Annotated in this window: 12 protein-coding genes; 4 read left to right on the top strand and 8 right to left on the bottom strand. The window is 67.3% G+C overall.

Features of this window, described 5'->3' with window-relative positions; all coding sequences use genetic code 11:
* Positions 1–16 precede the first annotated feature (16 nt).
* A complete protein-coding gene (locus tag GJG85_RS02645; protein ID WP_089488131.1) occupies positions 17–1195 on the bottom strand; it encodes a UbiH/UbiF family hydroxylase in 1179 nt (392 codons plus the stop codon).
* A gap of 246 nt (positions 1196–1441) precedes the next feature.
* On the opposite strand from GJG85_RS02645, the gene ychF reads away from it, so the two are divergent.
* Positions 1442–2536: a redox-regulated ATPase YchF gene (ychF, locus tag GJG85_RS02640; protein ID WP_124631218.1), complete on the top strand. Its 1095-nt coding sequence runs from the start codon at positions 1442–1444 to the stop codon at positions 2534–2536.
* A gap of 73 nt (positions 2537–2609) precedes the next feature.
* Here the strand turns inward: ychF and GJG85_RS02635 are convergent, their stop codons facing one another.
* The 5 genes from GJG85_RS02635 to GJG85_RS02615 form a co-directional block, all read right to left on the bottom strand.
* A complete protein-coding gene (locus tag GJG85_RS02635; RefSeq protein ID WP_204383645.1) occupies positions 2610–3821 on the bottom strand; it encodes an MBL fold metallo-hydrolase in 1212 nt (403 codons plus the stop codon).
* Positions 3822–4090: 269 nt separating this feature from the next.
* A complete protein-coding gene (locus tag GJG85_RS02630) occupies positions 4091–4504 on the bottom strand; it encodes a lysozyme inhibitor LprI family protein (protein ID WP_050013064.1) in 414 nt (137 codons plus the stop codon).
* Positions 4505–4896: 392 nt separating this feature from the next.
* Positions 4897–6288 (bottom strand): GABA permease, encoded by a 1392-nt coding sequence (gabP, locus tag GJG85_RS02625; RefSeq protein ID WP_050013065.1) that lies wholly within the window; start codon positions 6286–6288, stop codon positions 4897–4899.
* A 375-nt stretch (positions 6289–6663) separates the two neighbouring features.
* Positions 6664–7008, bottom strand: a complete 345-nt coding sequence (locus GJG85_RS02620) for an MmcQ/YjbR family DNA-binding protein (RefSeq protein ID WP_124594077.1) — start codon at positions 7006–7008, stop codon at positions 6664–6666.
* Positions 7009–7089: 81 nt separating this feature from the next.
* The gene (locus tag GJG85_RS02615; RefSeq protein WP_050013067.1) at positions 7090–8361 is read right to left on the bottom strand and encodes an MFS transporter; all 1272 of its coding nucleotides are present in this window, start codon (positions 8359–8361) and stop codon (positions 7090–7092) included.
* 193 nt (positions 8362–8554) lie between these two features.
* Between GJG85_RS02615 and gcvA the strand changes: the two genes are divergently transcribed.
* The 3 genes from gcvA (at position 8555) to ettA (ending at position 11715) form a co-directional block, all read left to right on the top strand.
* Entirely contained in the window at positions 8555–9472 is a 918-nt protein-coding gene (gene gcvA, locus GJG85_RS02610) for a transcriptional regulator GcvA (RefSeq protein ID WP_204383644.1), read from the top strand.
* A gap of 99 nt (positions 9473–9571) precedes the next feature.
* On the top strand, positions 9572–9880 hold the full coding sequence (locus GJG85_RS02605) for a DUF3761 domain-containing protein (RefSeq protein WP_050013069.1): 309 nt from the start codon (positions 9572–9574) through the stop codon (positions 9878–9880).
* 167 nt (positions 9881–10047) lie between these two features.
* Positions 10048–11715, top strand: a complete 1668-nt coding sequence (gene ettA / locus GJG85_RS02600) for an energy-dependent translational throttle protein EttA (protein ID WP_050013070.1) — start codon at positions 10048–10050, stop codon at positions 11713–11715.
* A 131-nt stretch (positions 11716–11846) separates the two neighbouring features.
* Here ettA and GJG85_RS02595 read toward each other — a convergent pair whose 3' ends face one another.
* Positions 11847–12470, bottom strand: a complete 624-nt coding sequence (locus GJG85_RS02595) for an HAD-IA family hydrolase (RefSeq protein ID WP_204383643.1) — start codon at positions 12468–12470, stop codon at positions 11847–11849.
* Positions 12467–13018, bottom strand: a complete 552-nt coding sequence (locus GJG85_RS02590) for a cysteine hydrolase family protein (protein WP_204383642.1) — start codon at positions 13016–13018, stop codon at positions 12467–12469. The genes GJG85_RS02595 and GJG85_RS02590 overlap by 4 nt, the downstream gene beginning before the upstream one ends.
* Positions 13019–13067: the final 49 nt, after the last annotated feature.

Here is a 13067-nt window from a genome sequence, read left to right as displayed (position 1 = left end):
GTTGCAGAAGGTTCGATCACCCAAGCGCGGCCGACACGAGCCAGCGCTTCACGAGCGGCTGCGCGCCGACGAACGCCATGCCCGCGTTGCGCACCGCCTTCGCGAGCGAGCCCGGCACCGCGAACAGCCGCTGCAGACCGTCGGTCGCGACCATCAGCGCGCGGATGTCCTCGCGGCGCGAACGCTCGTAGCGGCGCAGCAGCACCGGATCGCCGAGGTTGCGGAAGCTTTCCTTGCGCGCGATCGCGTCGGCGAGCGCGGCGACGTCGCGCAGCCCGAGGTTCATCCCCTGCCCGGCGAGCGGGTGGATCAGGTGCGCGGCATCGCCGACCAGCGCGACGCGCGGCGCGATCAGCTTGTCGACCGTCTGCAGCGCCAGCGGGAAGCCGGCGGCCGGCGTCACGCAGTCGAGCGTGCCGACCTGGCCGTGAGACACGCGCTCGACTTCGGCCGCGAGCTGCGCCGGATCGAGTGCGAGCAGTTCGTCCGCATGCGCGGTGTGCGCGGACCATACCAGCGACACGTGGCCGTCCGGCAGCGGCAGCAGCGCGACGATCTCGCCTTCGTGGAACCACTGGTAGGCCGTCTCGCGGTGCGGCAGCGACGCCTTGAAGTTCGCGACGACGCCCGTTTGCCGGTAGTCGCGTCGCTCTACCCTGGCCCCCATTTGGGAGCGCACCCACGAATGCGCGCCGTCGGCACCGACGACGAGATCGGCTTCGAGCACCTGCCCCGACGACAGCGTGAGCACGGCCGCGTCGTCGCGCACGTCGAAACCCTGCGCACGCGCGTCGAACCACGTGAGGTTCGGCTGGAACCGCAGCGCGGCGTCGAGCGACGCCTCGACCCGCGACGATTCGGCGATCCACGCGAGCTGCGGCACGGACGCCTGGTAGGCGGAGAAATGCAATTCGGCATGCGCATCGCCATACACGCGCATGTCGTAGACCGGCGCGAGCCGGCCGTGGTCGAGCGCCTGCCAGACCCGCAGCCGCTCGAGCAACGCCTGCGAACTGGACGAAAGCGCGTAGATGCGCGTGTCGAACGCGAGATCGGCGGGGCGGGGCGTGGCCGGCTGGGCGAGCAAGGCGGTCTTGTAGCCGGACTGGGTCAGCGCGAGCGCGGCCGTCTTGCCGACGAGCCCGCCGCCGACCACGGCGACGTCGAAGGAGTGGTGGGCAGTCATGGCGGGCATTATAGCCGCGGGGCCAAACCCTTACGCGGCCGGACTTTGCGGGAAATCAGCAGAATCGCAGGCCGGTGCGCCGGCGCGGCGGCCCGCCGCATCGGCCGTTCGGCGGCAAGCCCGGAATCCGGAGCGCCGGCACGGTACAATAGCGTCTTTGACCGTCGGCCCGCCGCGCTCCACGCGCCGGCCGCCCTTTTTCCCGCGCCGCCGTGCCCTGTCCGGCCGCGCCGCCTCACCCGTCCGAAGGATTCCATGAGTCTCAAATGCGGCATCGTCGGCTTGCCCAACGTCGGCAAGTCCACCCTGTTCAATGCGCTGACCAAGGCCGGCATCGCCGCCGAGAACTACCCGTTCTGCACGATCGAGCCGAACGTCGGCATCGTCGAAGTGCCGGATACGCGGCTGAAGGCGCTCGCCGAAATCATCAGCCCCGAGCGCGTCGTGCCGGCCGTGGTCGAGTTCGTCGACATCGCGGGCCTCGTCGCGGGCGCGAGCAAGGGTGAAGGCCTCGGCAACCAGTTCCTCGCGAACATCCGCGAAACCGACGCGATCACGCACGTCGTGCGCTGCTTCGAGGATGACAACGTCATTCACGTCGCCGGCAAGGTCAGCCCGATCGACGACATCGAAGTGATCAACACCGAACTCGCGCTCGCCGACCTCGGCACCATCGAGAAAGCGCTCACGCGCTATTCGAAGGCGGCGAAGTCGGGCAACGACAAGGAAGCGGCGAAGCTCGTCGCGGTGCTCGAAAAGGTGCGCGCGCAGCTCGACCAGGGCAAGGCGGTGCGCGGCCTCGCGCTGTCGGACGACGAAGAAACGCTGATCAAGCCGTTCTGCCTGATCACCGCGAAGCCGGCGATGTACGTCGCCAACGTGAAGGACGACGGCTTCGAGAACAACCCGCACCTCGAGGCGGTGCGCAAGTACGCGGAAAGCGAAAATGCGCCGGTGGTCGCCGTGTGCGCGGCGATCGAGGCGGAAATCGCCGATCTCGACGACGCGGACAAGGAAGCGTTCCTTGCCGACATGGGCATGGAAGAGCCGGGCCTCGACCGCGTGATCCGCGCGGGCTTCAAGCTGCTCGGCCTGCAGACCTACTTCACCGCGGGCGTGAAGGAAGTGCGCGCGTGGACGATCCATATCGGCGATACCGCTCCGCAGGCGGCCGGCGTGATCCACACCGACTTCGAGCGCGGCTTCATCCGCGCACAGACGATCGCGTTCGACGACTTCGTCACGTACAAGGGCGAGCAAGGCGCGAAGGAAGCCGGCAAGATGCGCGCGGAAGGGAAGGAATATGTCGTGCACGACGGCGACGTGATGAACTTCCTGTTCAACGTGTGAGCGTTGCTGCTGCATCGACCGTAAAAAAGCCCGCTGAATGCGGGCTTTTTCTTTTCGATGGCGGAAGACCGGCTCATTCCCGGCCGACGATCTTCAGCGTCCCGGACATATGCAGGAACTGTCCGTCCTTCGTCGCGATGTTCGTATCCACCGCGCCGCGTTCGAAATCCTCGACGTGCACGACGTTCGAGCCGGTGGACGGCTCATGCCAGTACACCATGTACACCTGCGGACGAATCTCGCGCGCCGTGTACTGCACCGTATCCGTCACACCGTTGAATTGGCCGGCCGTACCGACGAACGACATCGTCTTGTCGTCCTGGAAGTGCAGGTCGAACGCGGTAGCGCCGAACTGCACGCGCACCGTCCTGCCCGCCGCGGGGAACGGCGCCGGCGCAGGCCACTGCATCTCGCCCTTGGCGACCTTCGCGCTCAGCTCGAGCGACGACTTCTCGCCGAGATCCGGGTAGCGCGCCTCCATCGCCGCGATCAGTGCCGCCGAATCCTTCGCGCGCGCCGCTTCGTCGTCGAACGCCTTCACGTAATTGCGCGTGAACGCGACGCCGGTGGCGAACGGCTGGCTGCCGTCACGGTTCGGCAGGAAGTGGCCGGGCACGACGCGCGCCGGCTTCAGCGCATCGATCCGGTCGAGCGTTGCCAGCCAGTTCGCGTGCGACAGCGGCGTCTGCGTGTCGGCCATCCACACGTGAATGTTCGCGGCGACCGGGATGCCACCGACCACGGTCCGTGTGGAAGGAATCCACACGAACGTGCGATCGGGCGTCGGGCCGTCGAGCCCGACGATGCGCAGCGGCTCGCCGTCGACGCGCAGCGTATTGCCGTCGAGCGGCTGCGGCACGATCACCGAAGTCGGCGCATTGTCCTTCAGGATCGGGCCCCAGTAGGCGAGCTTGCCGTCCTTGCTGGCCTCGATCGCGGCGACGGTCTGCGGCGTCGCGACGATCTTCGCATCCGGGAACGCCGCGTGAATGGTTTCCAGCCCGAAGTAATAGTCGGGGTCGCTATGGCTCACGTAGACGGCCTTGAGCGTCTTGCCGCTCGCCTTGATCCGGCTCACCAGCGCCTGCGCGTCGTTGCGCTGGAACTGGGCGTCGATCAGGATCGCCTCGGTCTTGCCCGAAACGATTTCGGACGAAACCGGGAAGATCGCATGCGCGCCCGGATTGTAGACATCGACGGTGAGCGGGGCGGCGATGCCCGCGGATGCGGCGCCGAGCAGCGCAGTCGCCGCGAATGCGGAAGAAAACAGATGACGGATCGACATGGTTGGACGCTTGATGGGTGGTGAGTGTCCGTAGATTAAATGAAACTACGTTAGTAACAAATGTCCGACTTGTCGATACTTCATTTCCCAACAGGAACGAATCGATCGTCACACATCGGGACACGGCCGTTTAAGCGAACGCCGGCGGACCTGATCTCCTGATAACGGGACGCGAGTACGCCAGGGCGTCACTCCTGCATGACATGGCGAACACGCATCGGCAGTGACGAGATCGCGAACGCAGCGGCCCTTTGTCATATCGGACCGATTCATGAAGGTTTGCGGGAAGCGCGAGCGGACAACCTTTTCACCATTTCCTTCGTTGCCGCCGTTGCACAGATCGCCTGTGCCGCAGGTCGCATCGACCCATCGCCCCATGCGTGACGCGCCGATTTTTCGCAGGATGTGTCGCGCGCTTTCTTCCACTTCGCCATCTGCGCGTCGAGCGCCGCCTTGCGCCGTGGCTGCTCGCTCACCTGTTTGTCGACGATCCGCTGCAATTCCCGCTCGGCGACGATCTGATCGCGCCACGCGCAAAAATTCATGCTCGTCTGGCTCGAGTCACAGTCGCTGAGCAGTGCATTGACCTCGCTTGCTGGCAAGCCGCTGCGCGCCGCTATCTCGTCCGCCGCCGTCGGGCCGGCAAATGCATGCGCCGACGCCAGCACGAGCAGATCGATCATGGCTGTTCTCACGGTGCCCTCTGTTGGGACTGGAACGGCGCCGATTCAAGTCGGCGCCGGTTGACAAGCCCTTTGAACGAACGGGCGCCAGACGACGCCCGCGTCATCGCTCTGATTCGCTGAACGGAACTGTGTTGTCGGCATCGACGCCATCGTTCACCTCGGTTCTCGAAGCGATCAATGTATGGCGTTGCCGTTCGCGATGAAATCAGACGAGTTCGATTTTGACGCGTTCGTACATCAACGATCGCGGGGTACGAAAGACCGGGCAACGTGACGTGACGTATATCCGCGTGCTCGCGCAAAAAGACAAATGGCCCGACCGGCAACCGCCGATCAGGCCATATTCACGCCCGGGACTTCGCGCCCCGTCGTCACCTCATTCGATCAGATCACGTCGCCGACACCCGCCGCCCCGCATCCGCCCGCGCATCGCGCCCACGCTTGTTCAGCCACGACGCGAGCAGCACGATCAACGCCAGCACGGCCGTCGCACCAACCTCCATCCGGTGTTCCTCGCTGACGAACATCACGGTCAGCGTGCCGCAGATGAACAGGATCACCGCCCACGTGAGCCACGGGAACAGCCACATCCGCAACGTCAGGTCCGCGCCGCCCGCTTCGAGCGTCTTGCGCATCCGCAACTGCGAGATCGCGATCACGAGATACACGAGCAGCGCGATCGCGCCCGACGTCGCGAGCAGGAAGCCGAACACCTGCTCCGGCATCAGGTAGTTCGCGATCACGGTCAGGAAACCGAACGCGGTCGACGCGAGCACGGCCGCGCGCGGCGTGCCGGTCGAATCGGTGCGATGCAGGAAGGCGGGCGCGTCCTTGCGCCTGGACAGCGAGAACAGCATCCGCGACGCCGTGTACAGCGCCGAATTCAGGCAGCTCGCGACCGACACGAGCACGATCACGTCGATGATCGCCTTCGCGTTCGGGACGCCGATCAGTTCCATCGCGCGCTGATACGAGCCGTGCTTCGGCAGCAGCGGGTCGTTCCACGGCACGATGGCCGCGACGACGAGGATCGAGCCGAGATAGAACAGCGTGATACGCCAGATGACCGAGTTCGTCGCCCGCACGATCTGGCGTTGCGGGTTGTCCGATTCGGCGGCCGCGATCGTCACGATCTCGGTGCCGAGGAACGAGAACATCGTCGTCAGCATCGCCGCGAGCACCGCGCTCGCGCCGTGCGGCATGAAGCCGTCGTGCACGAACAGGTTCGACACGCCCGACACGGCCGGCGCGGGGATGATGCCGACGATCGCCGCGCCGCCGATGCACAGGAACACGACGATCGCGACGACCTTGATCAGCGCGAACCAGAATTCGAATTCGCCGTAGTTCTTGACGGAAAAGAGATTGGTGACGGTAAGCAGCAGCGTGATGCCGAGCGCGAAGATCCATGTCGCGATGCCCGGGAACCACGCATTGAGGATGGTCGCGGCGGCGGTCGCCTCGATCGGGATCACCAGCACCCAGAACCACCAGTACAGCCAGCCGATCGTGAAGCCGGCCCAGTGGCCGATCGCGCGGTCGGCATAGGTCGAGAACGACCCGCTGTCCGGATGCGCGACGGCCATCTCGCCGAGCATGCGCATCACCAGCACGACCAGCACGCCCGCGATCGCATACGCGAGTATCGATGCCGGCCCGGCTTCCGCGATCGCGTGGCCGGAGCCGACGAACAAGCCCGCGCCGATGACGCCGGCAATCGACATCATCGTGACGTGACGCTGCTTCAGGCCGGTGCCGAGGCCTGTGTTGCTTCCACTCATCTGTCTCTCTCCAAAAAACGGTTCCGGTACGACCGGTGTCGCGTGAAGGCGGCGCGGGCGTTGTCGTTGTTGAATCCGGCCGCGGCCGCGCGTGCGCCGCACGCGGGCATGAGGCCGGATGGGGCCGTTCCGGTCGGGTCGTCCGCGCAATCTGCGAAGCTGCGGGTGCGATGCGGCGCACCAAGCGCCGGCGCATCGCGTACGCCCGTTCCGTCGGCTGTCGTCAGCCGCCTTCGAAGCGAAGGAGTGTAAGCATCAAACGGTTCTTCACTAAGAACCAATTGAAGAATTTCGATGGAACCACTCGTTGCATCGATACGAACCGATGCAACGCTTGATCCGGTTCGGCGGCGGCTCGCGTGCTGCGCGCGCCGTTCAGTTCGTGTCGCCGGCGACTTCGTCCCGCCACTTCGCCGGCACGATTGCACGCCATTCCCGCAGGAGCAGGTTTTTCACGGCGTCGGGATGCGCGGCCGACAGGCGCACCAGCACGATCGGCCAGCCGATATAGTGATCGGTCACGTAGTACACGTCGGGCGCCGACTCGATCAGCCACGCGCGCTCGTCGGGGCCGACGCCCTTCACGACGAGCGTGTCGCCGTCCTCGCGCAATCGCGCGAGCAGCTTGCCCTTCACCTTGAGCGCGGGCGTGCCGTACGACGTGCGTTCCTCGACGCCGCGCCACGCCAGTGCGATCTGCCGGACTTCGTCGAATGTCACGATGCCTCCCCGACCGTGCGTCGATGGTTGACGGTCCGGTCACCCTACCGGAAACCGCGCGACGCGCCCAGCCGGGCGGCGTTATCCGCCAGCCGCACGCGCGGCGGCCGGCGCCCGCCCGGTGGTCGCGACGATCGCGAACGCGATCGCATTCGCGGCGGCGCTCGCGAGGATCGGCACGAGATAGCCGCCGCCCGCGTCGTAGATGAAGCCTGCGGCGGCCGGCCCGATCAACGTGCCGAACGCGACGCTCGTGTACAGGATGCCGATGATCGCGCTCACGTTGCGCCCGCCGAAATAGTCCATCACGACCGCCGGCAGCACGGCGACCCAGCCGCCGTAGAACACGCCGAACACGAGCGCGAACGCGGCCAGCGTCGCGACGCTGCCGGCGCCCGCCCATGCGACGAGCGCAACGGCCATGCCGGCGAACATCGCGAGCAGCGACGCGCGGCGGCCGAAGCGGTCGGCGAGGCCGCCGAGGAAGAAGCGGCCGGCCGTGCTGCCCACGCCGATCGCGCCGAGCAGCAGCACGGCCGTCGACGGCGCGACGCCGTGATCGAGCGCGTACGGCACGAGGTGAACGAACGGGACGAACACGCCGAACGAGCAGACGAGGCAAGCCGCGTACAGGCTCGCGAACGGCCGCGACGTGACGGCTTCGCGCACCGTCGCGCCGGCATGCACGCTCGCGCCGGTCGACGCAGCAGCGCCAGCGGCATGCCAACCGCCGCCGCCGGGTGCATCGCCGTCCGGCAGCAAACCGCGCCTGCGCGGATCGTTCTCGATCAGCAGCGACATGCCGGCTCCCAGTACGATCGCGAGCGCGGCCAGCGCGAAATACGCGCCGCGCCAGCCGACCTGCACAATCAGCGCGGACGCGAGCGGCGGCATCACGAGCGTGCCGACGCCGATCCCCGCGACCGCGAGCCCCGACGCGAACCCGCGCCGGCGCACGAACCAGCGCTGCACCGCGCCGACGGCCGGCACGTACGCGCAGCCAACGCCGAAACCGACACCGAGCCCGTACGCGACATAGACCTGCAGCAGCGTATGCGCGGCGCCGGCGGCCGCGAGCCCCACGCCGGTCAGCAGCATTCCGGCGACGGCGAGCCGCCGCGAGCCGAAACGATCGGCCAGCGGCCCGCTGACGATGCCGAAGCCGAAGTACAGGAAGCCGGCGAGCGAGAACACGAGCGAGATCTGGCCGCGCGACGCGGCGAAATCCCGCTGCAGCGACTCGACGAACGCGCTGAACGTATACGCGCTGCCGAACCCGACGAACGTGACGGCGAACGCGGCCGCCACCACGTACCAGCCGTAGAAAATGCGCGACGCGCCCGGGCGGTTCATGACGATGCTCCTTTCGGGTTCCACCGGCTGCCGGGCGGCGTCCGGATTGCCCCGTGGATATAGTTGAACTATGTTGATCGCATCGGCCGCCGACAGGCAGCCGCGAAACATGCGATCCGATGCGTCAACGGTACTCGCGCGTACGCGTCGTCTCAAACGATATTTCGTCGAGCTTTCGCTTTAGAAAAACTGAATGAACCGCTCCCGCCTGCCGCCGCTCAATGCGTTGCGCGCCTTCGAAGCCGCCGCCCGCCACCTGTCGGTGAAGTCGGCCGCCGAGGAGCTGTCGGTCACGCCCGGCGCGGTGAGCCAGATGATCCGTACGCTCGAGACGCATCTCGGCGTGCAGCTGTTCGAGCGCGTGAACCGCGGCATCCTGCTGACGGCCGCCGGCCGCGACTACCTGCCGCCCGTGCGCAATGCGTTCCGGCAGATCGCCGATGCGTCGCAGCGCGTGTCGGGCGCCGCCGACAGCGGCGTGCTGACGGTGAGCGTCACGCCGTTCTTCGCGTCCGCGTGGCTCGTGCAGCGCCTCGCGCAATTCCGGCAGGCGTGCCCGGACGTCGATCTGCAGGTCGTCACGAGCCACGCGCTCGCGGACTTCGCGCGCGACGGCGTCGACGTCGCGATCCGTCACGGCCTCGGGCGTTACATCGGGCTATGCAGCGAACGCCTGCTGACGGTGGGAATCGTCGCGCTCGCGTCGCCGGAACTCGTCGCGCGGCTCGGCATGCCGGCAGCGCCGGCCGAACTCGTCGGCTGGCCGCAGTTGCACGACGCCGAACGCAAGGGCTGGCACATCTGGTTCGGCGCGCAGCGGATCGACGATTTCGGCCCGCCGCGCGGCCCCGCGTTCGACGACTCGGGCCTGCTGCTGCAGGCGATCGTCGCGGGCCAGGGCGCCGGGCTGCTGCCGGCCGCGATGGTGCGCGGCGAGCTGGCGAGCGGCCGGCTCGTGCAGCTTGCCGACGTCGCGTGGCTCGACGATTTCGCGTACTACCTCGTCTATCCGCCGCATCACGCGGAACGGCCGAAGGTTGCAGTGTTCCGCCGGTGGATTCTCGACGCCGCGCAGGCCGATGGCGCGGCGTCGATGTCCGGCGCGGCGTAGCGTCGTGCGGGCACCCGGCGCCGATCCGCTAACATGCGGCGCGGGCGATTGGTCCGACATCGCCCGGCATCGACAACAACGAAGGAAACGAGAGAGACCATGCATGCCCTGCTCCGCCGCGCGACCCATGTCGCGACCCTGTCCGCCGCGCTGTTCGTCGCGGGCGCCGCGTTGCCCCTTTCCGCCCACGCCTATCGCGCGCCGCCCGGCTACGGCAACGAAGCCGATCTCGACCGTCACGACACGTATCGCAACCGCGACGGCGAAACCGTGCATGCGCCCGCGCATTCGAAATCGGGCCGCGTGCCGGACGGCGCGAGCGCGCGCTGCCGCGACGGCACGTACAGCTTCAGCCGCCACCGGCGCGGCACGTGCTCGGGGCACGGCGGCGTCGCCGCGTGGCTGTGAGCGCGGGTCGGCCGAATGGCCTGCGCCGCGCCAGCGGCAGCCGGCGGCGAAGTACAATACGCGCTCGCACCGCCGCGCTCCGCGCGGCACGCTCCGTACCGAATCACCCGACGCCGCCACGCGCGCGCTGCGCGGCCGTCTCAACCACTTCTGACTTTCACACCGAAATGGCCCAATACGTTTTCACGATGAACCGGGTCGGCAAGATCGTGCCGCCCAAGCGCCAGATCCTGAAGGACATCTCGCTGTCGTTCTTTCCCGGCGCGAAGATCGGCGTGCTCGGCCTGAACGGCTCGGGCAAGTCGACGCTGATCCGCATCATGGCGGGCGTCGACAAGGACATCGAAGGCGAAGCCACGCCGATGCCGAACCTGAACATCGGCTACCTGCCGCAGGAACCGCAGCTCGACCCGACGAAGACCGTGCGCGAAGCCGTCGAGGAAGGCCTCGGCGACCTGTTCCAGGCCAACAAGAAGCTGGAAGAGATCTACGCGGCGTACGCGGAGCCGGACGCCGACTTCGACGCGCTCGCGGCCGAGCAGGCGAAGTACGAGGCGATCCTCGCGTCGAGCGACGGCGGCAGCCCCGAGCAGCAGCTCGAAGTGGCCGCCGACGCGCTGCGCCTGCCGCCGTGGGACGCGAAGATCGAGCACCTGTCGGGCGGCGAAAAGCGCCGCGTCGCGCTGTGCAAGCTGCTGCTCGAAAAGCCCGACATGCTGCTGCTCGACGAACCGACCAACCACCTCGACGCCGAATCGGTCGACTGGCTCGAGCAGTTCCTGGTGCGCTTCCCGGGCACCGTGGTCGCCGTCACGCACGATCGCTACTTCCTCGACAACGCGGCCGAGTGGATTCTCGAACTCGACCGCGGCCACGGCATTCCGTGGAAGGGCAACTACAGCAGCTGGCTCGACCAGAAGGAAGAGCGCCTGAAGCAGGAAGAAGCGTCGGAATCGGCACGCCAGAAGGCGATCAAGAAGGAACTGGAGTGGGTGCGCCAGAACCCGAAGGGCCGCCAGGCGAAGTCGAAGGCGCGTATCGCGCGCTTCGAGGAGCTGAGCAGCCAGGAATACCAGAAGCGCAACGAAACGCAGGAAATCTTCATTCCGGCCGGCGAACGCCTCGGCAACGAAGTGATCGAGTTCAAGAACGTCAGCAAGTCGTTCGGCGACCGCCTGCTGATCGACAACCTGAGCTTCAAGATCCCGGCCGGCGCGATCGTCGGCATCATCGGCCCGAACGGCGCCGGCAAGTCGACGCTGTTCAAGATGCTGACCGGCAAGGAACAGCCGGATTCGGGCGAAGTCGTGATGGGCCCGACGGTGAAGCTCGCGTACGTCGACCAGAGCCGCGACGCGCTCGACGGTTCGAAGACGGTGTTCGAGGAAATCTCGGGCGGCGCCGACGTGCTGACGGTCGGCAAGTACGAAACGCCGTCGCGCGCGTACATCGGCCGCTTCAACTTCAAGGGCGGCGACCAGCAGAAGGTCGTCGGCAACCTGTCCGGCGGCGAACGCGGGCGCCTGCACCTCGCGAAGACGCTGATCTCGGGCGGCAACGTGCTGCTGCTGGACGAACCGTCGAACGACCTCGACGTCGAAACGCTGCGTGCGCTGGAAGACGCGCTGCTCGAATTCGCGGGCTCGGTGATGGTGATCTCGCACGATCGCTGGTTCCTCGACCGGATCGCGACGCACATCCTTGCGTTCGAAGGCGATTCGCAGGTCACGTTCTTCGACGGCAACTACCAGGAGTACGAAGCCGACAAGCGTGCGCGCCTCGGCGAGGAAGCCGCGAAGCCGAAGCGTCTGCGCTACAAGCCGATCAGCCGCTGAGCGGCGCGGCCCGGGCGCCCGGCGCCGCGATCACGCGGGGCCGGCGCCGAACGGGGCCGCTTCCGGAACCGCACGATCAAAAAAGCGAGCCCTTGGCTCGCTTTTTTGATCCCGCGTGGCTTCCCCGCCGCTTACACCAGCGCGCCCAGTTCGCGCAGCCGCGCTTCGGTCGCCGCCGCGCTCGTGTGATGAATGCCATGCCAGCCGAGCGCCGTCGCGGCCGCCGCGTTGTGCGCGTTGTCGTCGATGAACACGAGCTCGTGCGGCGCGATTCCCGGCAGGTGTGGATCGATCCGCGCATGCATCTCGCGGTAGATCGCCGGATCGGGTTTCACGAGCTTCACGCGGCCCGATACGACGATGTCCTTGAAGCGGCGCAGCACCGGGAAGTTGTCCCATGCATACGGAAACGTCTGCGCGGACCAGTTCGTCAGCCCGAACAGCGGCATCCCCTGCGCGTCCAGCCGGTCGACGAGCGCCGCGCCTTCGTCGAGCACGCCGCCGATCATCTCGTGCCAGCGCGCGTAGAACGCGTGGATCAGCGCTTCGTGCTCCGGAAACTTCGCGACGAGTTCGGCCGTGCCTTCCTCGATCGTCTGGCCGCCGTCCTGGCGGACCACCCAGTCCATCGCGCACACGTGCGTGAGGAACCAGCGCCGCTCGGCGGCATCGGGAATCAGCTGACGGTAAAGGTACTCGGGGCTCCAGTCGATCAGCACGCCGCCGAAATCGAACACCACTGCCTTGATCGTCATGCGAACTCCGTGGCGAGCACGTCCGCGAGCGGACGCGGCGTCACCGCGTTGCCCGACAGCGAATTGTTGCTCCAGATGAACTGATGGTGCGCGACGATCTGCGCCGCCGACAGGTGCGCGCGCTCGTTCGTCGTGTGCAGGTCGGACACGACGGTCGTCCGATAGCCGAGCAGCGCGGCACGGCGCGCGGCCGAATCGACGCAGAACTCGGTCGCATAGCCGCAGATCAGTACCGAACGGATGCCGTGGCGATCGAGCTGCGCCGCCAGCGGCGTGTCGTGGAACGCGTCGCTCGCCTGCTTGCGCACGCGCCAGTCGTCGCGGCCGACGACCAGCCCCTCATGCAGTTCCCAGCCCGGCGTGCCGGGCACGACGTCGTCGTCCGCGTCGCCGTCGTGCTGCACGAAGCACACCGGCGCGTTCGCCGCGCGCGCCGCCGCCGTCAACCGGTTGATGCCCGACACCACGTCGTCGAGCCGGCACGCGGGCCGCGCCCGCTCCACCAGCCCGCGCTGCATGTCGACCACGATCACCGCCGTATCCGCCATTGCTTGCCCTCGCTGTTATCGTCCGGCCGTCGTTCGATCTTGACCGAAT

The sequence above is a fragment of the Burkholderia sp. MS389 genome (assembly GCF_016899425.1).
Taxonomy (GTDB): Bacteria; Pseudomonadota; Gammaproteobacteria; order Burkholderiales; family Burkholderiaceae; genus Burkholderia; species Burkholderia sola.
This window is presented reverse-complemented; position numbering and strand designations above follow the sequence as displayed.